This window comes from Brevibacillus formosus (genome assembly GCF_003013405.1).
GTDB classification, from domain to species: domain Bacteria; phylum Bacillota; class Bacilli; order Brevibacillales; family Brevibacillaceae; genus Brevibacillus; species Brevibacillus formosus.
Window position 1 is genome coordinate 361746 of the sequence record NZ_PXZL01000001.1, and the last position, 23094, is coordinate 384839.

The 23094-nt window shown below is 49.4% G+C and carries 23 protein-coding genes and 1 pseudogene; 21 read left to right on the top strand and 3 right to left on the bottom strand.

Annotation, left to right across the window (positions count from 1 at the left end):
• The first annotated feature begins 5 nt into the window (after nucleotides 1-5).
• The 6 genes from lspA to C7R91_RS01665 all read left to right on the top strand — a co-directional run bounded on the left by lspA (nucleotide 6) and on the right by C7R91_RS01665 (nucleotide 5588).
• A complete protein-coding gene (gene lspA / locus C7R91_RS01640) occupies nucleotides 6-455 on the top strand; it encodes a signal peptidase II (RefSeq protein WP_047068276.1) in 450 nt (149 codons plus the stop codon).
• Between the two features lie 45 nt (nucleotides 456-500).
• Complete coding sequence (locus C7R91_RS01645) at nucleotides 501-1430, top strand: RluA family pseudouridine synthase (protein WP_047068274.1); 930 nt, start codon at nucleotides 501-503, stop codon at nucleotides 1428-1430.
• Between the two features lie 20 nt (nucleotides 1431-1450).
• On the top strand, nucleotides 1451-1852 hold the full coding sequence (locus tag C7R91_RS01650) for a VOC family protein (protein WP_047068273.1): 402 nt from the start codon (nucleotides 1451-1453) through the stop codon (nucleotides 1850-1852).
• Nucleotides 1853-1950: 98 nt separating this feature from the next.
• Nucleotides 1951-3312 (top strand): PD40 domain-containing protein, encoded by a 1362-nt coding sequence (locus C7R91_RS01655; RefSeq protein ID WP_047068271.1) that lies wholly within the window; start codon nucleotides 1951-1953, stop codon nucleotides 3310-3312.
• Between the two features lie 224 nt (nucleotides 3313-3536).
• The gene (gene pyrR / locus C7R91_RS01660; RefSeq protein ID WP_007728461.1) at nucleotides 3537-4076 is read left to right on the top strand and encodes a bifunctional pyr operon transcriptional regulator/uracil phosphoribosyltransferase PyrR; all 540 of its coding nucleotides are present in this window, start codon (nucleotides 3537-3539) and stop codon (nucleotides 4074-4076) included.
• Nucleotides 4077-4238: 162 nt separating this feature from the next.
• A complete protein-coding gene (locus C7R91_RS01665) occupies nucleotides 4239-5588 on the top strand; it encodes a solute carrier family 23 protein (protein WP_047068268.1) in 1350 nt (449 codons plus the stop codon).
• Nucleotides 5589-5610: 22 nt separating this feature from the next.
• On the opposite strand, the gene C7R91_RS29215 is transcribed toward C7R91_RS01665, so the two are convergent.
• Nucleotides 5611-5844, bottom strand: coding sequence for a hypothetical protein (locus C7R91_RS29215; RefSeq protein ID WP_047068266.1), 234 nt, complete (start codon nucleotides 5842-5844; stop codon nucleotides 5611-5613).
• Between the two features lies 1 nt (nucleotide 5845).
• Here C7R91_RS29215 and C7R91_RS01670 point away from each other — a divergent pair, with 1 nt between their 5' ends.
• Genes C7R91_RS01670 through pyrE form a run of 6 tightly spaced genes read left to right on the top strand, consistent with a single transcriptional unit; the run spans nucleotide 5846 to nucleotide 13802 of the window.
• On the top strand, nucleotides 5846-6787 hold the full coding sequence (locus tag C7R91_RS01670; RefSeq protein ID WP_047068264.1) for an aspartate carbamoyltransferase catalytic subunit: 942 nt from the start codon (nucleotides 5846-5848) through the stop codon (nucleotides 6785-6787).
• A complete protein-coding gene (pyrC, locus tag C7R91_RS01675) occupies nucleotides 6754-8034 on the top strand; it encodes a dihydroorotase (protein ID WP_047068262.1) in 1281 nt (426 codons plus the stop codon). The genes C7R91_RS01670 and pyrC overlap by 34 nt, the downstream gene beginning before the upstream one ends.
• Nucleotides 8035-8089: 55 nt before the next feature.
• Nucleotides 8090-9187, top strand: coding sequence for a carbamoyl phosphate synthase small subunit (locus tag C7R91_RS01680; protein WP_047068260.1), 1098 nt, complete (start codon nucleotides 8090-8092; stop codon nucleotides 9185-9187).
• The gene (gene carB, locus C7R91_RS01685) at nucleotides 9171-12383 is read left to right on the top strand and encodes a carbamoyl-phosphate synthase large subunit (protein WP_047068258.1); all 3213 of its coding nucleotides are present in this window, start codon (nucleotides 9171-9173) and stop codon (nucleotides 12381-12383) included. The genes C7R91_RS01680 and carB overlap by 17 nt, the downstream gene beginning before the upstream one ends.
• Nucleotides 12384-12398: 15 nt before the next feature.
• On the top strand, nucleotides 12399-13136 hold the full coding sequence (gene pyrF, locus C7R91_RS01690) for an orotidine-5'-phosphate decarboxylase (RefSeq protein ID WP_047068256.1): 738 nt from the start codon (nucleotides 12399-12401) through the stop codon (nucleotides 13134-13136).
• A gap of 27 nt (nucleotides 13137-13163) precedes the next feature.
• Nucleotides 13164-13802: an orotate phosphoribosyltransferase gene (pyrE, locus tag C7R91_RS01695; protein WP_047068254.1), complete on the top strand. Its 639-nt coding sequence runs from the start codon at nucleotides 13164-13166 to the stop codon at nucleotides 13800-13802.
• Between the two features lie 32 nt (nucleotides 13803-13834).
• Here the strand turns inward: pyrE and C7R91_RS01700 are convergent.
• Together C7R91_RS01700 and C7R91_RS01705 are read right to left on the bottom strand one after the other, a co-directional pair.
• A pseudogene (locus tag C7R91_RS01700) lies at nucleotides 13835-14933 on the bottom strand (saccharopine dehydrogenase family protein).
• Nucleotides 14934-15030: 97 nt separating this feature from the next.
• A complete protein-coding gene (locus tag C7R91_RS01705; RefSeq protein ID WP_047068252.1) occupies nucleotides 15031-15348 on the bottom strand; it encodes an ArsR/SmtB family transcription factor in 318 nt (105 codons plus the stop codon).
• Nucleotides 15349-15567: 219 nt separating this feature from the next.
• Here C7R91_RS01705 and C7R91_RS01710 point away from each other — a divergent pair, with 219 nt between their 5' ends.
• The 9 genes from C7R91_RS01710 to C7R91_RS01750 all read left to right on the top strand — a co-directional run bounded on the left by C7R91_RS01710 (nucleotide 15568) and on the right by C7R91_RS01750 (nucleotide 23087).
• The gene (locus tag C7R91_RS01710) at nucleotides 15568-16044 is read left to right on the top strand and encodes a GNAT family N-acetyltransferase (protein ID WP_047068250.1); all 477 of its coding nucleotides are present in this window, start codon (nucleotides 15568-15570) and stop codon (nucleotides 16042-16044) included.
• Nucleotides 16045-16098: 54 nt separating this feature from the next.
• A complete protein-coding gene (locus tag C7R91_RS01715; protein ID WP_047068248.1) occupies nucleotides 16099-16614 on the top strand; it encodes a phage tail protein in 516 nt (171 codons plus the stop codon).
• 27 nt (nucleotides 16615-16641) lie between these two features.
• Nucleotides 16642-17151: a phage tail protein gene (locus tag C7R91_RS01720; protein ID WP_047068246.1), complete on the top strand. Its 510-nt coding sequence runs from the start codon at nucleotides 16642-16644 to the stop codon at nucleotides 17149-17151.
• Nucleotides 17152-17166: 15 nt separating this feature from the next.
• Entirely contained in the window at nucleotides 17167-17691 is a 525-nt protein-coding gene (locus C7R91_RS01725; RefSeq protein WP_047068244.1) for a phage tail protein, read from the top strand.
• Nucleotides 17692-17874: 183 nt separating this feature from the next.
• The gene (locus tag C7R91_RS01730) at nucleotides 17875-19053 is read left to right on the top strand and encodes an ATP-binding protein (RefSeq protein WP_047068242.1); all 1179 of its coding nucleotides are present in this window, start codon (nucleotides 17875-17877) and stop codon (nucleotides 19051-19053) included.
• Between the two features lie 136 nt (nucleotides 19054-19189).
• Complete coding sequence (gene kynB, locus C7R91_RS01735) at nucleotides 19190-19810, top strand: arylformamidase (protein ID WP_047068621.1); 621 nt, start codon at nucleotides 19190-19192, stop codon at nucleotides 19808-19810.
• A gap of 98 nt (nucleotides 19811-19908) precedes the next feature.
• Nucleotides 19909-21408, top strand: a complete 1500-nt coding sequence (zwf, locus tag C7R91_RS01740; RefSeq protein ID WP_047068240.1) for a glucose-6-phosphate dehydrogenase — start codon at nucleotides 19909-19911, stop codon at nucleotides 21406-21408.
• A gap of 24 nt (nucleotides 21409-21432) precedes the next feature.
• Entirely contained in the window at nucleotides 21433-22419 is a 987-nt protein-coding gene (locus C7R91_RS01745; protein ID WP_047068239.1) for a Gfo/Idh/MocA family protein, read from the top strand.
• Nucleotides 22420-22442: 23 nt separating this feature from the next.
• Complete coding sequence (locus C7R91_RS01750) at nucleotides 22443-23087, top strand: cyclase family protein (RefSeq protein WP_047068237.1); 645 nt, start codon at nucleotides 22443-22445, stop codon at nucleotides 23085-23087.
• Nucleotides 23088-23094: the final 7 nt, after the last annotated feature.

Below are 23094 nucleotides of genomic sequence, written 5' to 3' on the forward strand. Positions count from 1 at the left end.
TTCCATTGTTGTACTATCTCATTGCGGCAGTTATTATTGCGCTTGATCAGTTTACAAAGTATTTGGTTGTGAAGTATATGGAACTGGGAGAATCCATTCCTTTGATCGCGGACGTATTTCATCTAACTTCCCATCGAAACATGGGAGCGGCGTTTGGCATCCTGCAAAATCAACGTTGGTTTTTTATTGTCATAACCACTGTTGTTGTCATTGGGATTGTCATTTCCTTAATTCGCTTGGGAAAAAAACAACCTCGTGCATCGTTGGCGCTGTCATTCGTCTTAGGTGGAGCCGTTGGGAATTTCATTGATCGTGCGATGTCCGGTCAAGTCGTAGATTTTCTCGATTTTACGTTGATTAACTTCCCGATCTTTAACGTGGCTGATATGGCCATCACAATTGGTGTGGGGATTTTGCTTCTCGATGTTTTTCTGGATGGGAAGAAAAACCGATAGTCATGAGAATAATAGTGGGAAAGCTCGGATAGGTGGAGAACATACATGAATGACACGCAATTGTTTGAACGTTACGATTGGACGGTAGACCCAGCGGATACGAGTGAGCGTATCGACAAATTTATCACGCTGCAAAATGAAGATTGGTCCCGTTCACAGGTGCAGGCTTGGGTAAAGGAAGGCCGTGTCACTGTAAATGGTGAACCGATCAAAAACAACTACAAGCTACAGGCAGAGGACGAAGTGACCCTTCGTGTTCCGCCCCCAAAAGAAATGGCGATCCAGCCAGAAGAGATGTCGCTTGATATTGTATACGAGGATAGCGATGTGGTGGTCGTAAATAAACCACGTGGCCTCGTCGTGCATCCTGCTCCTGGTCATTACAGTGGGACACTCGTCAATGGGCTTTTGGCACATTGCAAGGATTTGTCCGGAATCAATGGCGTTCTGCGTCCGGGAATTGTCCATCGTATTGACAAGGATACATCCGGCCTGTTGATGGTAGCCAAAAACGACAAGGCACACATGGGTTTAGCTGAACAATTGAAAGCACATACGGTCAATCGGAAGTATGTCGCGATTGTTCATGGTGTCATCCCGCATGAAATGGGAACGATTGAAGCACCAATCGGGCGCGATCCAAAAAATCGCCAGCAAATGGCGGTCGTTTTTGAAAACAGCAAGCCTGCTGTTACGCATTTTATCGTTCTGGAGCGCTTCAAAGAGTACACGTTGGTGGAACTGAAACTCGAAACAGGACGCACCCATCAAATTCGCGTACACATGAGGTACATTGGCTATCCACTGGCGGGCGACCCGAAATACGGTCCGAAAAATACATTGGAGCTCGATGGACAAGCTCTGCATGCGAAAACATTGGGCTTCATCCATCCCCGTACAGGAGAGCAGCTCGAGTTCGAAGCGCCAATGCCGAAGGAAATGCTTGAAGTCATCGATGTTCTCAGACAAGCGTAAAGAGAACAGGAGGAATAGCCGTGCTAAAAAGATTAGCGCATGTGACGCTGTACGTTCACGACTGTGAAGAGGCATTGCGGTTTTACACGGAAAAACTCGGGTTTGAAAAACGCATGGATTCTCGTATGGATGATGGCTCTCGTTGGCTCACTGTCGGTCTTCCTGGGCAGGAGCTAGAGATTGTATTGCACGACCCTACTCATTGGCATAGGGAAGACGTTGCACAGGAAATGCTTCGTCAAGTCGGCAAAAATCCAATGTGGGTTTGGGAGACGGATGATTTTTGGTCCACATACGAAACACTGCGTCAACGCGGCGTGAAGTTTGTGAGTGAACCAAACGAAGTGATGTATGGCATTGAGGTTGTTTTCGAGGATCTGCATGGCAATCGTTTTTTGTTGTTGCAGCCAGTCTTCCTATGACACTTACATAATGGCAGTTGGATTGGAAAACGCTAGTAGAGAGCTTATTACTTTCTTCTGGCGTTTTTTCATCATTTAATAGAGCGTGTAAGGAGTGAATGCCTGTGATCGGAAAATGGGGGAAGCTGATCAGCCTTTTTGTCCTTTTGGCTGTACTTGTCACAGAAACCGGAGAAGCAAAGGTGGCAGCCCAAAGCCAAGGGCCAGAGCGTGTGAACAAGGAAATAAGCGTTCCGGCAAAAATTGCATTTACGAGCAACCAGCATTTGTTTTTGGCAGATGGACGGGATGCGACAGGAAAGGTAATGCAAATCACCAAGGACGGCTATGCACAGATCGTGGGCTGGTCGCCAGACGGCAAGTGGCTCTTGTTCGTGAAATACAAAGGCAACGACAATTACTCGACACCAGGCTATGTGTGGATCGTCAGAGCTGATGGCAGCAAAGCTGTGCAGGTAGACGAGCGAGCTGTTTTTGAAACGCCAAAATGGTCCCCGAAAGTAAACAAGCTAGCGTACACCGTGAATGTCGGCAGTAATGAAGCGCCAAGATTATTGCTGACTGTAAAAGACGTCCAAGAGCACGGAGAGTTAGCTTTGCGAAGTACAACGAAGGCTGATTTCGCAGATTTTGCCTGGATGCCGGATGGAGAAAATATGCTTGTCTCACTACCTGCTGAAAAAAATAAGCCGATGACACTGGCCTTCCGAACGTTAGCAGGTAAAACGTTGGCTGCCTACCCGATTGCAGAACCGCCAAAAGTGGAAGAAGGCATCTACCCATGGGCAGCGACAGGCTTAAAAGTATCCCCGGATGGGAAGGCTGTGGCCTACTTTGTCCGGTATAACTCCGGCTCCTTGTCTGCTGATGGCGTACCGATTCAATGGTTTGATTTGACACAGCCTGCCAAAAAGCCAATAGAGCTCGGCACAGGATTGGCTTATCCTGATTGGCTTGCCTGGACACCAAATAGCGAACAGCTCGCTTTTGTCGATGGCACTGACCGGATCGCCACGACTAACAAGCAGTTGAAGCTGGTAGATCGAGCAGGAAGGGTCAAAACAGTCAGCCCTGGTCCAGTGGTGGTAGACACTTACCCGATATGGATTCCAAAAGCTCCGTACACGCTGCTTTTCACCAGAGGCTTGGCTACAGAGTATTCATACGACCCAAAAAAGGTCATGGTACCGGAACAAGGCATCTGGCGGCGATCCGCAGATGGAGCCGAGCAGCAGGTGACAAAAGGGGAAGCGAATACAGCCGACTACTATCCTGCGCCGTCTCCAGATGGAAAACAGCTTCTTTTCTTGCGGTTGGATCGAGCGGAGCACGGCTCCCTGTTTATCCAAGGAATTGGTGAGGATGCGGACAAACAAGTCGAGCTGATCAAAGACATTACGGGGGACATTGGTTATTATGCGAACTACTTGCCACCGTGGGTCAGCGTCTATTGGGAATAGTTAGACTTTTTCGGGCTGCATTGACACCCGTCCAGAATCGTGTCATAATTCTACATGACGAATGGAACCTTTAAATCCAGTCCAGTGAGGCTGGCAAGGGCACGGAATGACAAGCAGGCGGGACTCTTAATAGTCCGGTCAGTTTGTCCGAGGGCTTCTTGTCTCCTGACAAGGAGCTTTTTTTCGTAAGGTCCACTGTTCCCGTCGAAAAGGGGGATATTGAGATGATCAACAAAAGCGTTATTATGGATGAAGCGGCGATCCGCCGCGCGCTCACGCGAATCGCGCATGAAATTATCGAGCGAAACAAAGGCGTCGAGGATCTCATTATCGTGGGTATTAAGACCAGAGGGATCTACCTCGCGCAACGCCTTGTGGAAAGAATCGAAATGATTGAAAATGTGAAAGTCCCAGTCGGTGAGCTGGACATTACGTTCTATCGTGACGATCTTCAGCACAAGTCCGAAGATGCCATTTTGCAAGGCTCCAAGCTGCCGGATCAAATCACAGGCAAGACTGTGATTCTGGTGGATGATGTTCTCTACACGGGAAGAACGGTGCGTGCCGCATTGGATGCACTGATCGATAACGGTCGCCCACGGATGATTCAACTGGCTGTTCTGGTTGATCGCGGTCATCGCGAGCTGCCAATCCGCCCTGATTTCGTCGGAAAAAACCTCCCTACTGCTCGAACGGAAATTGTCGATGTACAATTGGCAGAAGTGGACGTTATGGACATTGTCTCCATCCGACAGCTACTGTAAAAAGAATAGGATTCCTCTTTAAAAACGATCCCGTGAGGTCGGCAAGAGGCAAGATACTTCCCATGATTATGGCGAAGCTAGCCTCTTTGTGCCCGCACAAAGAGGTTTTTTGTATAAAAGAAGCTTTTTGATTGAAAGAAACAAAACAGGGGGCATACAGGCATGAGCCAGAAAAATTACATCGATGTAGACGAAACACCACATATTTCGCGATTGCTGCCACTTAGTATTCAACACTTGTTCGCGATGTTCGGCTCAACTGTATTGGTGCCGATCTTAACGGGGCTGGATGTGGCAACTGCGCTCATGGCAAGCGGGATTGGAACCCTGTTGTTCCTGTGGATCACCAAAGGAAAGCTGCCGAACTACCTCGGTTCTTCCTTCGCTTTCATCGGTCCGATTATCGTCGTGAGTCAATCACATGGAGTAGGGACCGCACTCTTAGGCTGCTTCCTCTCCGGGATTGTGTACATCATCGTCGCCGGAATCGTGAAGAAGGCAGGGGTCAAATGGCTCGATCGGGTACTGCCACCAGTTGTCATCGCATCCGTCATCGTTGTGATCGGTCTGAGCCTAGCTGGTGTAGCAGTAGATATGGCAACGAAAGTCACTGTAGACGGCCAATCGCAAATGTCACTGACATCGATTGAAATCTCGCTGGTAACCGTGGTCATAACAGTGCTTGCAGCGGTTATGCTGCGCGGATTCCTTGGTCTTATCCCCATCTTGATCGGTATGGTTACAGGTTATGTATACACACTGCTGCGTCATCCTGAACTGATAAACTTTCAAAAAGTAGTGGAAGCAGACTGGTTCATCACGCCACAAAAAATGTTTACGGAGCACTTCAAATTTACCGAAGTCATGAGCGTAATCGGTGACGGCTCTGCATGGATTGCAGCACTGGTCATCGCGCCAGTCGCTTTCGTCACGCTGGCAGAGCATTTGGGTCACTTGCTGGTAACGAGCAAGGTCATGGATCGCGATCTGATGAAAAATCCGGGCCTGCACCGCAGCTTGCTTGGGGACGGGGTGGCGACCTCTCTGGCAGCCATCATCGGAGGTCCGCCAGCAACGACGTACGGAGAAAACATTGGTGTCCTTGCTATGACTAAGGTGTACAGCCGAGTGGTCATCGGTCTGGCTGCTGTACTGGCAATCATGTTCGCCTTCGCTGGTAAGATCAGCGCGATTTTAATGACGATTCCAACGCCGGTACTTGGCGGTGTCTCCATCATCCTGTTCGGTATCATCGCGGCACAAGGCTTGCGGATGTACGTCGAGCACAAAGTGAATTTTGCAGACAAGCGTAACATGATTCTTGCAGCCGTCATTCTTGTCACGGGAATCGGCGGATACAAAATCAGTTTTGCAAGTACAGGTATCGCTTTCCTGAGCGATCTGACCATCGATAACATCGCACTCTCTACCTTCCTGGGAATTATTTTGCACCTGATCCTTCCTGGAAAAGAGTCCGCGATGGGAGAAGCGCACCTTGAAGAACAAAAATAAATAGCCTAACGTTCCTAATCCTTTAAATCCAGTCCAGAGAGGCTGGCAAGGCAAAGAACGCTGTTTTGGCTGCCCAAAAAAGGCACTCAACCAGCTTCTTGTCTCGCTTGCCTCCAGATGCAAAGCGATGCCAAGAAGCTTTTTCTGTGTAAAAAACGTCTCGACGTTTTTCATAAAACAGGATTTGACCGCTTGCGGTCTGCAAAAGAACGGGCTTGACCGTTCCTTTTGACCAAAAAGAATCGGAGGGATTCATGATGAAAAATGTAGCGCATTTGATTGGCCTCAAAAACTTATCGAAAGAACAGATCATCCAGCTCCTTGAGCGAGCAGAGTATTGGGCTGCCAGACCAACTGAGCAAGCGGATATCCTGCGCGGACGGTTTGTCGCGAATCTGTTCTTCGAGGCCAGCACCAGAACCCGCTTCTCTTTTGAAGTAGCTCAAAAGCGACTGGGCGCACATGTTTTGAACTTCATTCCGGAAACCTCCTCTACTGTAAAAGGCGAGACGGTCTATGACACGATTCGCACCTTGGAAGCAATGGGCGTGGAAGCAGCTGTGATCCGCACCAAGAAGGAAGGCCTGCTGCAAGAGCTGGCAGAAAGTGTAGACCTGAAGCTAATCAATGCGGGAGATGGAACGAATGAGCACCCGACCCAATGCTTGCTCGATCTTTTGACCATGAAAAGAAAGTTTGGCAAGCTCTCTGGTCTCACGGTAGCGATCATTGGTGATCTGCGCCACAGCCGCGTGCTCGGTTCTCACCTGCATGCGCTGCCGAAGCTCGGTGTGAATCTGCTGCTCTCAGGTCCAGCTACGATGATGCCGGCACATATCCCGCAAGGTGTCAAAATCGTGGAAATGGAAGAAGCGGTTCAAACCGCGGATGTGGTTATGATGCTGCGTGTTCAGCTCGAGCGCCATGCGGAATCCCTCTATCTATCGAAGGAAGAGTATCACAAGGCACATGGGCTCACACTGGAAAGAGCCAAAATGATGAAGTCCGGCGCAGTTATCATGCATCCGGCACCCGTCAATCGCGGGGTTGAGATTCATACCGATTTGGTAGAATGCGAAACATCCTTGATTCAAACCCAAGTGACCAACGGAGTCGCAGCAAGAATGGCAGTTCTAGAAACTCTTTTGAAAGGGAGCGAAATGACATGGGAATCATCCTTGGCAACGGCAACGTACTAAATCAGGCGGGGGAACTCACCCCGATGGAAATATTGGTGGAAAAGGGAAGAATCACAGCGATGGGGGAGACACTCGATCGCTGTGGGCATGAATGGATCGATTGCCATGGCGGCATGATTAGCGCGGGTCTTATCGATGTCCACGTACATCTGCGCGAGCCAGGCTTTGAACATAAAGAAACGATCGAAACAGGGGCAAAAGCAGCGGTACAAGGCGGATTTACAACAGTAGCATGCATGCCGAACACACGACCATCCATCGACAGCGTCGAGACCGTGACCTACATTTTGGACAAAGCGAGCGAGGCTGGAATGGCGCGCGTGATCCCATATGGTGCGATTACCGTTCGCCAATTGGGAAAAGAGCTGACGGATTTTGCTGGGTTAAAAGAAGCGGGGATCTTTGCTCTGACAGATGATGGTGTGGGTGTGCAATCAACTGCGATGATGAAAAAGGCCATGCAAAAAGCAGCGGAGCTCGATATCGCAATCGTCGCTCACTGTGAGGACGAAGACCTGTTGATTCCGGGTGCAGCTTTGCATGACGGGGTGGTAGCAGCTCGACACGGACTCCCTGGAATTCCTTCTGAATCGGAGTCCATCCATGTCGGACGCGATATTTTACTGGCAGAACAGACAGGTGTTCACTACCACGTATGCCACATCAGCGCGAAAGAGTCGGTGCGTTTGGTACGCGACGGGAAACGCGCTGGCGTGAATGTAACGTGTGAAGTCAGCCCGCATCACCTCCTGCTGTGCGACGAGGATATCCCGGACAATCTGGATACGAATTGGAAAATGAATCCGCCGCTGCGCTCTCGTGAAGATCGCGCTGCACTGATTGCGGGATTGAAAGACGGCACCATTGATATGATCGCCACAGACCATGCACCACACACCCAAGAGGAAAAAGCAAACGGGATAAGCCGCGCTCCATTCGGAATCGTCGGACTGGAGACAGCATTCCCTCTGTTGTACACAAATCTCGTGCAAACCGGAGAGCTGACCTTGAAGAAGCTGGTTGAGCTCTTGACCGTGAAGCCAGCAGAAGCATTCAAACTGCCATACGGACGTCTGGAAGTAGGCGCACCAGCAGACCTGACTGTGATTGATCTGGAGACGGAAAAATCAATTGATCCAAGCACATTCGCAAGTAAAGGAATCAACACACCATTTGCTGGTTGGGCATGCAAAGGCTGGCCGACCCTGACGCTGGTAGATGGGAAGATCGTATATCAAAACGTGTAAAAACGACTGACAGACAAGACAAAAGTTTTTACACAACAATGGAGGAGGAGCATAAATGCGTGCAAGATTGATCTTGGAAGACGGAACAGAATTTATCGGGACGGCATTTGGAGCGACAAAGGAGTCCTACGGGGAAGTGGTTTTCAATACAGGGCTGACTGGCTATCAGGAGGTTTTGTCTGACCCATCCTACTGCGGACAGATTGTCACCATGACATACCCACTGATCGGAAATTACGGGATCAATCGAGACGACTTTGAAGCTGTTCGTCCATACATTCACGGCTTCGTTGTTCGCGAGCATTGCGAGGCGCCGAGCAACTGGCGCAATACGAACACACTCGATGAACTGCTGAAAACATATGACATTCCGGGCATTGCTGGAATCGACACCCGGATGCTGACGAGAAAAATTCGTTACCACGGCACGATGAAGGGCATGATTACAACCAGTGAAGCCCCGTTGGCTGAATTGGTTGCTTCCCTGAACGGCACGACATTAATGACAGACCAAGTATCACGCGTTTCTACGAAAAGCGTCTTCAGCTGCCCAGGTACAGGTCATCGGGTAGTGCTGGTAGACTTCGGAGCCAAGCACGGGATTTTGCGCGAGTTGACCAAGCGCAACTGCGACGTAGTCGTCGTGCCTTACAATGTGACAGCAGAAGAGATTCGCCGCATTCAGCCGGACGGGATACTCTTGTCCAATGGCCCTGGGGACCCGAAGGACGTACCGCAAGCCGTAGAGATGATTCGCGAAATCTTGGGTGAATATCCTCTGTTCGGAATTTGCCTCGGTCACCAGTTGTTTGCGCTGGCATCTGGCGCTGACACAACGAAAATGAAATTCGGACACCGTGGCGGCAACCATCCGGTAAAAGAGCTGCCAACCGGACGCACCTATATCACATCCCAGAACCACAGCTATGCAGTCAAAGAAGACTCACTGGCAGGCACGGAATTGGAAGTTACACATATCGCACTCAATGATGGAACCATCGAAGGCGTACGACATGCAGCGAAGAATGCATTCTCAGTACAGTACCATCCAGAAGCAGCTCCAGGACCGTATGATTCCGGCTACCTGTTTGACCAGTTTCTTGCCATGATGGAAACCGCTAAGGAGGAAAAAACTCATGCCAAAACAAGATAATCTGAAAAAAATCCTCGTAATCGGCTCTGGACCTATCGTCATCGGGCAGGCTGCTGAATTTGACTATGCAGGCACGCAAGCATGCGAAGCGTTAAAAGAAGAGGGGATGGAGGTAGTTCTGATCAACTCCAACCCTGCGACCATCATGACCGATACAAACATGGCGGACAAAGTATATATCGAGCCAATCACACCTGAATTCGTAGCGCGTGTCATTCGCCAAGAGAAGCCGGATGGACTCCTGCCTACACTTGGGGGTCAAACAGGCTTGAACATGGCTGTTGCCCTATCAGAAGCAGGCGTTCTCGAGCAAGAGAATGTAAAGCTGCTCGGAACCAAGCTGGAATCGATCAAGCAAGCAGAAGACCGCGACCTGTTCCGTTCCCTCATGAATGAACTGGGCGAGCCAGTACCTGAATCAGTGATCGTGAGCACGGTAGAAGAAGCTGTCGATTTTGCAAACGAAATCGGTTATCCCATCATCGTTCGTCCTGCCTACACCTTGGGTGGTACAGGCGGCGGAATTTGTGAAGATGAAGAAACACTCCGCGAGATCGTCGCAAGCGGATTGAAATACTCCCCGATTACGCAATGCTTGATCGAGAAAAGCATTGCCGGCATGAAAGAAATCGAGTACGAAGTGATGCGCGATGCCAATGACAACTGCATCGTAGTCTGCAACATGGAAAACATCGACCCAGTCGGCGTGCATACAGGTGACTCTATCGTAGTGGCACCGAGCCAAACACTGGCTGACCGCGAGTATCAAATGCTGCGCACATCGGCACTGAACATCATCCGGGCTCTCGGTATCGAGGGTGGCTGCAACGTACAATACGCACTCGACCCGCACAGCTTCCAGTACTACGTGATCGAAGTGAACCCGCGTGTGAGCCGCTCTTCTGCACTGGCTTCCAAGGCAACAGGCTACCCAATCGCAAAGATGGCAGCCAAAATCGCAATCGGCTACACGTTGGATGAACTGAAAAACCCGGTGACAGGCCAAACATACGCATGCTTCGAGCCAACACTGGACTACATTGTCAGCAAAATCCCACGCTGGCCATTCGACAAGTTCCAATCCGCCAACCGCAAGCTCGGCACGCAAATGAAAGCGACCGGAGAAGTGATGGCGATCGGTCGGAGTTTTGAAGAATCGATCATGAAAGCCATCCGTTCCTTGGAAATCGGCAGCTATCACATCGAGATCAAGGGAGCAGGCGAAATCAGCGAGGAAGATTTGAAAGCACGACTGGTGCACGCAGATGACGAACGCCTCTTCCTGCTGGCAGAAGCACTGCGCCGTGGCTGGACAATCGAGCAACTGCACAACCTGACCAAGATCGATCTGTTCTTCCTGCACAAGTTCCATAAAATGATTGCCTTTGAAGCGGAACTGGCAAAAGGCTTGACGAGCGAGAAGCTGTACGAAGCAAAACGCATGGGCTTCACGGACCGCAAAATTGCCGAGCTGTGCGGTGAGACAGAAGAAGCGGTACACGCAATGCGCAAAGAAAAAGGCTTTGTACCTGTATATAAAATGGTAGATACGTGCGCGGCAGAATTCGAAGCGCAAACACCGTACTACTACTCCGCGTATGAAGTAGAAGACGAGCGCATCGAGACTGGCAAGAAGCGCGTAGTCGTGCTGGGCTCCGGACCAATCCGCATCGGTCAAGGAATCGAGTTTGACTATGCGACTGTCCACGCTGTCTGGGCGCTGAGAGAAGCGGGCTATGAGGCAGTGATCATCAACAACAACCCGGAGACCGTCTCTACAGACTTCAACACTTCTGATCGCCTGTACTTCGAGCCGCTGTACATCGAAGACGTCATGAACATTCTCGATGTGGAAAAACCAGAGGGTGTCATCGTACAATTCGGCGGACAAACCGCGATCAACCTGGCTGACAAGCTGGCTGCACGCGGAATCAAAATCTTGGGTACGAGTCTGGAAAACATCGACGCAGCGGAAAACCGCGAGAAGTTCGAAGCGCTGCTGCGCGAGCTGGAAATCGCCCAACCACCAGGCAAAACGGTTACGTCAGTCGAGCAGGCAGTAGTGGCAGCAGAAGGCCTTGGCTTCCCAGTCCTGGTTCGCCCATCCTACGTACTTGGCGGACGTGCGATGGAAATCGTCTACAACCAGTCCGAACTGTTGGAGTACATGGAAAAAGCGGTGAAGGTAAATCCTGATCACCCTGTACTGGTAGACCGTTACATGGTCGGAGTCGAAGCGGAAGTCGATGCGATCTGCGACGGCGAAAACGTCCTAATCCCAGGCATCATGGAGCATATCGAACGCGCAGGGGTGCACTCCGGTGACTCCATCGCCGTATACCCTCCGCAATCCTTGTCCCAAGCGATCAAGGATGAACTGATCGACATGACGACAAAGCTGGCGCGTGCCCTGCAAATCAAAGGCTTGCTCAACATCCAGTTTGTCATCTATAAAGACCGCCCATACGTAATCGAGGTCAATCCGCGCTCGTCCCGTACGGTGCCATTCCTCTCCAAAGTAACGGGGATTCCAATGGCGAACATCGCGACGAAAGCGATTCTTGGTCACTCGATCATCGAACAAGGCTTTACACCGGGCTACCATCCAGAGGAATCGATGGTTTCTGTCAAAGTACCAGTCTTCTCCTTCGCAAAGCTGCGCCGCGTCGATATTACGCTTGGCCCTGAAATGAAGTCGACCGGAGAAGTCATGGGACGCGAGAGCACGCTGGCAAAAGCGTTGTACAAAGGCTTGGTCGCAGCAGGCATGAACATCCCGACACAAGGCACCTTGCTCGTGACTGTTGCTGATAAAGACAAGGAAGAAGCGCTGGATATCGTGAAACGCTTCCGCCACCTCGGCTTCAAGCTAATGGCGACCGCAGGAACAGCCGATTATTTGGAGCAAGCGGGACTGCAAGTCACACGCGTGAGCAAATTGTCCGAAGGCACGCCAAACCTGCTGGATGTGATCCATACAGGCGAAGCGAACATCGTACTCAATACATTGACAAAAGGCAAAACACCACAACGCGACGGCTTCCGCATCCGTCGGGAAGCAGTAGAGAACGGAGCAGTATGTCTGACATCTCTGGATACAGCTTCCGCTCTCCTGCACGTACTGGAGACGATCACATTCTCTACAGAAGCAATGCCAGCTCAGCGTGCTGGTGCAAAAGTGGCAGTAACCGTATAAAAAGGGGAGAGCAGCGTGCAACAACAACTAATCGATATTCGCGAACGCATGATTGTAGCGCTCGACTTTTCCACACTGGATGAAGTCAAAAAGTGCATCGATCCCCTACAAGGGCATATCCGCTATGTAAAAGTGGGGATGGAGCTCGCTTACGCAGAAGGGCCAGCGATCGTTTCCTTTCTGAAAGAAAAAGGACTCAACGTGTTCCTCGACTTGAAGGTTCATGATATTCCTAATACAGCTAAAGGCGCAATGAGAAGCCTGGCCCGTCTGGGAGCAGACATGGTAAACGTTCATGCGGCAGGCGGCGTGGCCATGATGGCGGCAGCGAGAGAAGGTTTGGAGCAAGGGACAGCGGCAGGTGCTGCTCGTCCCCTCCTGATCGGTGTGACGATGCTGACATCCACTGGTTTGCAAACGATGAATGAAGAATTGGCGATTCCAGGTGCGGTAGAGGATGTCGTCGTGCACTATGCGATGATGACCAAGCAAGCTGGTTTGGATGGGGTCGTTGCTTCTCCCCTAGAAGTACCGATGATCAAAAAAGCTGCTGGAGACGCATTTGTAACCGTAACGCCAGGAATTCGTCCACTGGGAGCAGATCAAGGCGATCAGACGCGTATCACGACGCCGGAACAGGCATTCCGCTTGGGCAGTGATTTCATTGTGATTGGACGCGCCATTACGGGTGCAAAAGATCCGGTAGGAGTTTGGGAAAGTATCGTCGCAGCAGTGGAAAAAGATCGTTCGTAAAGTAGCCAGCTGGAGGGACTAATAGAAATGACGACAATGACAACCGCTAAACAAATTGCAGCGAATCTTCTCGAAATCGGGGCAGTTCATCTTCGTCCGGAGCAACCTTTTACATGGACGTCCGGGATCAAATCCCCGATCTACTGCGACAACCGGATCACGATGTCTTATCCGCATGTGCGCCGTGCCATTGCGAAAGCATTTGCTGATTTGATCAAAGAGCAGTACCCAGATGCGCAAGTCGTGGCGGGAACAGCGACTGCTGGTATTCCACACGCTGCATGGGTTGCAGAGCTGCTTGATTTGCCGATGATTTATGTACGGGACAAGGCAAAAGGCCACGGTCGCCAAAATCAGATTGAAGGCGCATTGGCGGCTGGTCAAAAGGTCGTTGTGATTGAAGATCTGATTTCCACAGGCGGCAGCTCCTTGAAAGCAGCGCAAGCTGTGCAGGCAGAGGGTGGAGAGGTACTGGGGGTCGTAGCCATTTTCAGCTACCAATTCCCGGATGCCCAAGCCCTGTTTGAGGAAGCAGGCATTCCTTGCTCCACCATATCGAATTACACCGCACTTTTGGAAGTCGCTTCAGAGCAAGGGGTTATTACTAGCGAACAGGAAAAAGTTTTGGGTGAATGGCGGAAATCCCCGCGTACTTTTTTTGAATAAGAACTGATACATGGTAAAGAGTAGGGCGGCGTTCATACCGTCCTACTCTTTTTTGTTTCGTCATGGACCATAATTTGGACCCCTTCGGATCGATAGAACTCGAGTATATCGTCGGCAGTCATTTCGGAATGGCCGATATCCTCTGGAAATAGAATACGTGGTGCAACAGTTGCGTTCTCGCTTTGCCGAAGGATTGGTTGTGCAAAGATGGCAGCTCCCAAAGCGGTCAGGTGTGTCTGCCCTTTCGGATCAGTGATCTCGACTTGGCGTTTCACGTTCATGCCATGCTGATTGCGCCCATTTATTTGGATGACAATATGGTGAGGTGACCCTGCGCCTGGATTGTACAGTATTTTTTGACGTGTGCTTTTGCCCAGCAGGTTCCATATCCGGCTTTTTACCAATTAAACGAGGGCAAAAGTAGACAGTTTATTGTCGAAGGCGATGCGAAAATCAGCAGAAGTTACGTTTTGTGCTTTCACGAGCGTCATGTGATCCGGTGTGTCCAGACGGTAGCATTTCGTATGGTATCCATTCGGAAAGGTCACCGGTACCGGATCTGACATGGGTGTAACTTCTTTTACGCCAGTGGGAGTGGTGACAGTAAAAGGGATCGTCATACGATCCATATAGTCGGTGGAATCTGGACCTGCTTTGTCTTGAAGAGAATAAAGAGCGTGAAGATGAATCTGGACATCTTGCAGGGAAGAGGTATGTATGCTTGCAAGAAGGGCTACAGTTCCCCCCATCCACCCTGAAGCGAGAATGACTGGAGAGCCCATGTTCTCATTCTTCAATCGGTCGATGGACCGTGTAAATCGTTCTGTCCAACGCGTGACGTCAATCAAAGGGATCTGTCGGCGAACCGCAGCAACCCAGTAGTTTGTCATCTGGATCATTTACTGCGCTAATAATCAAGGTTAAATCATCTGGAGCATGGGCGAGAGGATCGGATTTGGAAATGTCCAGAAGGAAAGGCTTTAGCCTAGTGAACGAAAAAGGCAAAGGCTTTCCGGTGGACCTTCCTCCCAGCAATAATTCAAGAGTAGGGTGGCGATCGTGCAAGATCTTGGCAATTTGGCTCCCAACTGTTCCGTAGCCGCCGACAATTAGAATTTTGGTTAGAGTCATGAAGTTTTCTCCTTTGATTAAATGTTTATTCGTTTAAGTTTATTAACGGATAGGTGTGAAAAACAGGGACACACTGTCCCTTATCGTGAGGTCCTATTCAGTTGCACTCTTCTTCGACGAAAGTGACCAACTGTTTAAAAAGTCGGATCGCTTCTGTAATTTCAAGCCGATAAAACATCTCCGTTCCCTTCTTCTGAACGTTTACCAGGCCCGCTTGTCTTAATATTTTCAAGTGATGAGACACGGTAGGTCTAGACATGGGAATATGTTCGGCAATTTGTGTTACATTCATGCTTTCCTTGTCGATGAGAAGAGCTACGATTTGCTGCCGAATCGGATCACCCAAGCCTTGGAAGTATGGACTTAACTCCATAAATATTTGCGTCGCTTTTTCATTGCAGGTTGGATTCGTCATGGCACACTCCGTTAATAAACTTAATCATTTGAACCAAAGTATATGGGTTCTTCCTTATTTTTGTAACTGATAAAAACGCTTCTTCTCTTTTTCGAAGACGAAGCGTTTTTCATGTAAAAGAGCTAACTTTAGTTAGTGTTAGAAGGCATTTGGCTAATGATATGATTATTTAATCAGGCAGGATATCAGAAAAGTACAACGATTGCTGCAAGGAGGATTATGGTACATACCAGACCTTTTGAATATGAGCAAGACGAAGCATTTATTTGGGAATTGTACTGTGCTACGAGAACCGAAGAAATGGCTATTTGGGGGTGGAGTGAGTCGGACAAGCTTGTTTTTTTACAGTCACAGTTTATCATGCAGCAGAAATCTTACCAAATGCAGTTTCCCGCTCAAAATCATCAAATCATTCTCCGATCCGGGCAGACTATCGGTCGTTTGATCACGGATGCGAGCGGAGATGCACTGCATCTTGTCGATATTTCTTTGCTGCCTGCTTATCGGGGACAGGGTGTTGGTTCTGGCATTATGGGAGCGCTGCAAAAAGAGGCTGAAGCTTTCCAATTACCGATCCGTTTACGTGTTTTACAAGGGAATCCTGCCTTTCGATTATATGAACGATTTCATTTTATCGTGACAGACTCAACGGGGCTGTATATCCAAATGGAATGGCAGCCACTTCTGCAAAAATGACCAAACAGTTCGTTTGACAAAGGAAATAACCACTTTACATAAGGAGGAAGCAACATGGCAGAACCATTTCTTGGAGAAATCAGGATGTTTGGAGGAGATTATGAACCGGTAGGATGGGCTTTCTGCGATGGACGGCTATTATCCATTTCTGAATACGACACGTTGTTTAGTTTGATTGGAACCACATATGGCGGGGATGGACAAATGACTTTTGCGTTACCTGATTTACGGGGACGTATCCCGCTCCATCAAGGCAAAAATCCGAATACGGGAACTACCTACGTGATAGGTGAAAAAAATGGTGTAGAATCAGTCACCTTAACCGTCCCACAATTGCCCGCGCATACACATACGGTCCATGCATCATCGCAGCCAGGAACGCAAAATAGCCCTGCCAATGCTGTATGGGCAAAGAATACACAGCTATATTCAACCAATGCATCTGATGGATTGATGAACGCGTCCAGCTTGAGCAGTGTAGGTGGAAACCAACCACACAGTAACCTGATGCCGTTTACGGTTATTAATTTCATCATTGCCCTGTATGGGACCTATCCTCAACAAAATTAATATTCCAATCGAACAGGAGGATTTTACATGGAACCATTTCTTGGAGAAATTCGATTTTTTCCCTTTCCATTTGCGCCAAAGGGTTGGGCTTTGTGTAATGGAGCGGTGTTGCCTATCAATACAAACCAGGCACTGTATTCCTTGTTAGGAACTGCTTATGGTGGGGATGGGAAAACCACGTTTGCTTTGCCAGATTTAAGAGGGCGTGTCCCCGTTCATGTAAACAATCAACAGGATCGCCCCATCATTACGCGCGGTCTGTCAGCCGGCGAAGAAAGTCATGTACTTACAACAAGCGAGTTACCCGCCCATACCCATACGGCAACCGGCTCGAATGCAGCTGCCAGTGAAAAAATTAGCGCTGGGAACTACTGGGCACAAGCATCTACTACAACCTATGGGACAACCCCTGATACGACGATGAGTGAGAGTGCGTTGCAAACAGTAGGAAACAGTGCACCTCATACGAATATGCAGCCGTATTTGGTCGGGAATTTTTGCATCGCGATTCAAGGGGTTTACCCGTCAAGAAACTAGAGGAGGCACTATCATATGGATCCGTATATTGGAGAAATTCGTATTTTCGCTGGCAGCTTCCCGCCGAGGGACTGGGCTTTTTGTGATGGACAATTGATTGCGATCTCTTCCAATCCTGCGTTGTATTCGATATTGGGAACAAAGTATGGCGGAGATGGCAAGACCACATTTGCGCTTCCTAATTTAAGAGGCACAGCCCCGATGAACCAGGGGGCAGGACCTGGCTTGACACCGCGTACGGCAGGTCAGACAGGTGGCGCTGCCGCTATAACACTGCTGCAAAACGAAATTCCGGCGCATACTCATGTTCCAAATGCGTGCTCAACTCCAACAGGGGATACGCCAACAGGGGCGAAATGGTCATCCACTGGTGGCCGGGGAGGTATCATTCCTTACTCCAACACGAGTGATGGGACCCAGCTTAGCCCGCAAGCAATTGGAACCACAGGCGGGACTCAGCCTCATAATAATATGCAACCTTATCTCGGACTCTCGTTCATCATTTGTGTGGAAGGCGGAGCTTTTCCGTCGAGAGGATAGAAACTGTATCTTGGACGCCCGATGCTGTGCAGCAGGAGGCGTCTTTTTCGAGTGATTGTCACAGCCCTTCTTCCATCTTTTCCTACTTTTCGTATTCTTCTTGCGAGACGTATGCATTATAATGGATATGTCCGTGATACTAAACGATCGCTTGAAGCAGAACGATCGCAGAGGATGAAGCAGATGACGAAGATAGAAATACTGAAAAGCATGCTGACGAGCGATCAACGCAATGCACCAGTATGGCTGTTGCTAGGCTTAGAGCATGCTGAGCAGGGGGATCGTAAGGAGGCTTTACAGGCGTTTACGCAGGCCCTTGCCTACGGTAATGAAGCGATGAAGGAAAAAATTGTGATCGAGCTCAACAAGCTACAAAAAGAATCCCCCTATTCGCGGACGTTAAAAGGGATCAATCAGAAGGATTCCTCTACATACACTACGATGTTTTCACCTAAGATACGCGTCATAGAAGGGGGCAAAGGGAAGACCACCGCGAAACCGGTTCAACTCGTTGAGAAAACAGCCGGCTTTGGAATGGTTGGCGGGCTTGGACGAGTAAAAGAGGCAATCTTTCAAAGACTCCTACATCCTATTTCGCAACGGTTGTCTCAAAAGAAAAGTACGATTTTACTTTACGGACCATCGGGGTGCGGAAAATCTTTGCTGGCCAAAGCAACCGCAGAAGAATGCCAGGCTCATTTTTTCTCCATGGCAATCACAGGCGGTCGAAGTATGTATACGCCGTCGAACAGGCAGCTCAACATCCATGACTTACTGGCAACTGCCCCTGCCAATAAACCGTTTCTGTTCTTATTAGATGAACTGGACGCTTCCAACCATTACGAAGAGCACGCGAACTCCTATCATAGACAGGGAATCGATTCCAAATGGCTTCAGCAGATAGCGGAGGTAGGCGAGTACGACGAACGATTTGTCCTGATGGGGGCAACCAACGTTCCATGGGAATTGGAGCCTTCCATGCTCCGAGCGGCTGGCTTTGATCACTGGATTTTTGTCGGACCTCCAGATCGGCAAGCACGGGAGGATATTTTTCGCTTAAAACTGGAGGGGCGTCCTTCTGAGATGCTCGATTATGAGCATTTAGCAGGATGGACAGAGTTTTATTCGGGGGCAGACATTGAGTATGTAGTGGAGCTCGCGACGGAGCAGGTCTGGCATGATATCGCAACAAAAGGGGTCGATCGCCCCATTCAAATGAGCGATTTACGGGAGGCCATTGCAGCTACGTATCCAACAACTGTTGAGTGGTTGCGGACTTTGAAAGAACATTTGAAGCATGTGGATGACAACGGAATTTATGATGAAGTGTGGGACTACCTGTCTCTTCACAGTAGAATCTGAAATCAACGAAAAGACTGTCGGCACGCTGTCAAGCTGCGGTCTTTTTTGGTGAAAATGTTAGAATATTGACTCAATACAGACTTTTTTGTACGCTGAGTATAGGTATGCACTGTTGCTAGGAGGTGGAGGATACATGATGAAAATAATAGATATATCCCGTCCGTTCATGGCAGGTATGCCGACCTGGCCAGGGGACACTCCTTTTCACTATGTCGTAAACTGGCCCAAGGCGGAGAGTGGCTCAGTCAATGTCGGTAAAGTAACCATGAGTGTTCACACAGGGACCCATGTGGATGCTCCGTTTCATTTCGATGACGCTGGCCGAAAAATAGCTGAATTGCCTCTAGACTTGTATATTGGAGAGGCAAGAGTAGTAGAGCTTACTGGATGTCCCAGCATTGGCCCAGAAGATTTTGCCCAGGTTGATCTGGAGGGGGTGGAGCGCTTGCTGCTCAAAACATTATCATGGAGCGACCCCAAGCAGTTTCCGCCAACCATCTGTCATCTTCGAGCGGACTTGCCAGCGTTCCTCGCCCAAAAAGGCATTCGGCTGATCGGAGTGGATGTCCCATCTGTCGATCCGCTGGACAGCAAGGAACTGGCTGCTCATCATGGGCTTCACCAGCATGATATTCATATTTTGGAGGGGCTTCTGCTCGATCATGTGGAACCGGGTGATTATGAACTGATCGCACTGCCCCTGCCTTTGGTAGAAGCAGATGGAAGTCCGGTACGTGCAATCTTGCGTCGTTCGTAACACTGCATATTGATAAAGCAGTGATTTTCTCGAATAATAACAGTGTAACGACAAAAAAACATCATCACGTCGGACGTATGAAGGGAATGAAAAAATAGATGGAAGCGATGACCTTTGTCCTTTTTGGCGCGACAGGAGATTTAGCCAAACGCAAAATTTTCCCTGCGCTCTTTAATTTATATGTAGATCAAAAGTTGCCTGCTGCCTTTTCGATTATTGGCGTGGGGAGAAGGGCGTGGTCTGATGACGAATTTCAGGAATCTGTTCGCCAGTCTGTTCATGCGTTTTCCCGTCGTGCCCAGATTGATTCCCACGAGCTAGACGCTTTCTTGTCTGCTTGTCGCTATGCGGAAGTAGATGTCACGGAACCGCGTGCCTATGTAGCGTTACATGATCTGGTCCTGCAAAGAGAGCAAGAGCTGCAAATCCCGCAAAACCGGATGTTTTACTTGTCAGTGGCTCCGCAATATTTCGAGGGAATTGCAACGAATGTCAAGGCCAGCGGACTAGGTTCAACGACAGGCTGGAAGCGTCTGATCATTGAAAAGCCATTTGGACATGATTTGCAATCCGCCGAAGAATTGAATGAAAAGCTGGGGAAAGCATTTTCGGAAGAAGAGATATATCGCATTGACCATTACTTGGGAAAACCGATGGTGCAAAACCTCGAGGCTCTCGAATTCGCGAACCCAGTCTTTCAGGCCCTCTGGAACAATCAGTACATCGCTAATGTGCAAATTACGGCGAATGAAACGGTCGGCGTCGAGGATCGGGCTGGATATTACGAACCTGCCGGAGCACTGCGCGACATGCTCCAAAACCACATGCTGCAAATGCTCATGATTATCGCCATGCAGCTTCCGAAGCGAATCACATCCGCTCATATCCGCGAAGAAAAGCGCAAGGTGATGGCAGCCGTGCGTCCGATGAAGAAAGAAGAAGTCGGCACCCACGTTATTCGCGGTCAGTATAGCGCAGGACATATTCAAGGAACGCCTGTAGCTGGCTACAGGGACGAGCCTGGTGTCGATCCAGTTTCCATGACAGAAACGTATATTGCCACTCGTGTGTGGATTGATGACCCGTTTTGGCAAGGAGTACCTTTTTATATTCGCACGGGAAAAAGACTGCAAGAGAAATCAACCAGGATCGTCATTGAGTTCAAAAATCCGCACGAAAAGCTGTATGAGGAGCAAAATGAAACGACATCGCCAAATTTATTGATCATCAGCGTGAATCCGACCGAAGGTATTGCCCTGCAAGTAAATAGTAAGAATCCGACAAATAGCGGTAAGATTGAGCCGGTGACGGTAGATTTTAGTGCAGGGACAAAAGACGTGCCAGAGGCGTACGAGCTGCTCTTGTTCGATGCACTCCGAGGGGATTCCACTTACTTTGCGCATTGGGATGAGGTCCGGCTGTCGTGGGAGTGGGTGACACCGATTTTGGAAGCCTTCGCTGAGAATCTGGTGCCGCTCTTTACGTACGAGGCTGGCTCATTCGGACCGACGGCCGCAGAGCAATTGCTTGCTGTGGACGGATTCGTGTGGTGGCTGGATAAGGTCGAGGAACGAGTGCCAGTCACTGCAACAAGGTAGAAAAAAGAAAAGGGAGCGGATGAGATGCGATTTGGCGTAATCGGAACGAACTGGATCACCGAGGAATTTATCCAGGCTGGTCAAGAAGTAGAAGGATTTTCTCTTCAGGCTGTTTATTCACGTACCATCGAACGCGCCAAGGAAATCGCTGAAAAGTATCATGCTCCATTCGCCTATAGCAGCCTAGAAGAAATGGCTGCAAGCAAAAATATTGACGCAGTCTATATTGCGAGCCCCAACTCCTGCCACGCGGAGCAAGCGATCCAGTGCATGGACGCGGGGCTGCACGTATTGTGTGAAAAGCCACTGGCTTCTAATGCGTTTGAGGTAGAAGAAATGATCGAAGCTGCGAAAAGAAATGACGTGCTGCTCATGGAGGCTGTCAAATCAACGCTGTTGCCTAATTTTTTTGCGATACAAGACAACCTGCACAAGCTGGGAAAAGTACGACGCTTTATTGCTAGCAACTGCCAGTATTCTTCGCGCTATGACGCGTATCGCGAAGGGAAGGTTTTACGTGCTTTTGATCCTGCTTTTTCAAACGGAGCCTTGATGGACATCGGTATCTATTGTCTTTATCCGTTACTCATCCTTTTTGGCAGACCAGACGGCATCAAAGCAGAAGGAATTGTGCTTGATTCTGGAGTGGACGGAGAAGGCAGTATGCTGTTGAAGTATCGAGAGATGGATGCAATCGTTAGCTTCTCGAAAATTACGACCTCCTATCAGCCAGCAGAAATTCAAGGGGAGGACGCTACGATGGTGATCGATCGAATCAACCATCTTAAAGAAGTGGACATTCGTTACAGGGACGGGCGAATCGAGCAAGTGACAAGACCTCAAACACCGAAGACCATGCATTATGAAATAAGAGAGTTCCTACACTTGGCGAGGAGCGGGGCCAGACAATCTGCAACGAATTCGCATGAAATCTCCAAAATGGCCATGCAGGTCATGGATGAAGCGAGAAGACAGATGGGGATTGTTTTTCCAGCGGATCGAAAAGAATAGTAGGAAAAGGGGAGGCGTTTGAGATGAAAATGTATGATGTTACCGCCGCGGTGTACGAAGGAATGACGGTGTATAAAAACAAGCCGGAAAAGCAACCGATAATACGTACGGCTACCAATGGTTATGTAACAGAATCGAGAATCGACATGGACCTTCACACGGGTACCCATGTAGATGCTCCTCTGCACATGGTGAATGCTGGCGATACATTTGAGAGTATCTCCTTGGAGAAGCTAGTGGGCAATTGCAAAGTTCTCGATCTCACAGCGGTAGAAGACAGGATCACTCGCGCCGACTTGGAGAGCTTCGATCTTGTGCGAGGAGATTTTGTTCTGTTTAAAACGAAAAACTCCTTTGAAGAGGCGTTCTCTTTTGAATTCATCTTTCTGTCAGAGGAAGGTGCGGAATATTTAAGTGAGCTGGGGGTGCGGGGCATTGGCACCGATGCTCTTGGGATTGAACGCAGCCAGGAAGGACACCCCACACACAAAAAGCTGTTTGCAGCAGGAGTCATTGTCGTGGAAGGCTTGCGGCTAGCAGAGGTCCCGCCAGGCGAGTACTTTCTGGTAGCTGCACCACTCAAGCTGATCGGCACGGATGCAGCCCCGGCAAGGGTCCTGTTGTTTGAAGGCTTACATAGCAATTTGTCTATTGAAACTGAATGCTGAGGAGTGA

What these genes read in the sequence shown, in the direction of transcription:
- C7R91_RS01665 (WP_047068268.1), top strand. Translation starts at nt 4,239, where the DNA reads ATGAGCCAGAAAAATTACATCGATGTAGACGAAACACCACATATTTCG.
- C7R91_RS01645 (WP_047068274.1), top strand. Translation starts at nt 501, where the DNA reads ATGAATGACACGCAATTGTTTGAACGTTACGATTGGACGGTAGACCCA.
- C7R91_RS29215 (WP_047068266.1), bottom strand. Translation starts at nt 5,844, where the DNA reads ATGAATCCCTCCGATTCTTTTTGGTCAAAAGGAACGGTCAAGCCCGTT.
- carB (WP_047068258.1), top strand. Translation starts at nt 9,171, where the DNA reads ATGCCAAAACAAGATAATCTGAAAAAAATCCTCGTAATCGGCTCTGGA.
- pyrR (WP_007728461.1), top strand. Translation starts at nt 3,537, where the DNA reads ATGATCAACAAAAGCGTTATTATGGATGAAGCGGCGATCCGCCGCGCG.
- C7R91_RS01725 (WP_047068244.1), top strand. Translation starts at nt 17,167, where the DNA reads ATGGATCCGTATATTGGAGAAATTCGTATTTTCGCTGGCAGCTTCCCG.
- C7R91_RS01750 (WP_047068237.1), top strand. Translation starts at nt 22,443, where the DNA reads ATGAAAATGTATGATGTTACCGCCGCGGTGTACGAAGGAATGACGGTG.
- zwf (WP_047068240.1), top strand. Translation starts at nt 19,909, where the DNA reads ATGGAAGCGATGACCTTTGTCCTTTTTGGCGCGACAGGAGATTTAGCC.
- C7R91_RS01730 (WP_047068242.1), top strand. Translation starts at nt 17,875, where the DNA reads ATGACGAAGATAGAAATACTGAAAAGCATGCTGACGAGCGATCAACGC.
- C7R91_RS01745 (WP_047068239.1), top strand. Translation starts at nt 21,433, where the DNA reads ATGCGATTTGGCGTAATCGGAACGAACTGGATCACCGAGGAATTTATC.
- pyrC (WP_047068262.1), top strand. Translation starts at nt 6,754, where the DNA reads ATGGGAATCATCCTTGGCAACGGCAACGTACTAAATCAGGCGGGGGAA.
- C7R91_RS01670 (WP_047068264.1), top strand. Translation starts at nt 5,846, where the DNA reads ATGAAAAATGTAGCGCATTTGATTGGCCTCAAAAACTTATCGAAAGAA.
- C7R91_RS01655 (WP_047068271.1), top strand. Translation starts at nt 1,951, where the DNA reads ATGCCTGTGATCGGAAAATGGGGGAAGCTGATCAGCCTTTTTGTCCTT.
- pyrE (WP_047068254.1), top strand. Translation starts at nt 13,164, where the DNA reads ATGACGACAATGACAACCGCTAAACAAATTGCAGCGAATCTTCTCGAA.
- C7R91_RS01680 (WP_047068260.1), top strand. Translation starts at nt 8,090, where the DNA reads ATGCGTGCAAGATTGATCTTGGAAGACGGAACAGAATTTATCGGGACG.
- kynB (WP_047068621.1), top strand. Translation starts at nt 19,190, where the DNA reads ATGAAAATAATAGATATATCCCGTCCGTTCATGGCAGGTATGCCGACC.
- C7R91_RS01715 (WP_047068248.1), top strand. Translation starts at nt 16,099, where the DNA reads ATGGCAGAACCATTTCTTGGAGAAATCAGGATGTTTGGAGGAGATTAT.
- C7R91_RS01710 (WP_047068250.1), top strand. Translation starts at nt 15,568, where the DNA reads ATGGTACATACCAGACCTTTTGAATATGAGCAAGACGAAGCATTTATT.
- C7R91_RS01705 (WP_047068252.1), bottom strand. Translation starts at nt 15,348, where the DNA reads ATGACGAATCCAACCTGCAATGAAAAAGCGACGCAAATATTTATGGAG.
- C7R91_RS01720 (WP_047068246.1), top strand. Translation starts at nt 16,642, where the DNA reads ATGGAACCATTTCTTGGAGAAATTCGATTTTTTCCCTTTCCATTTGCG.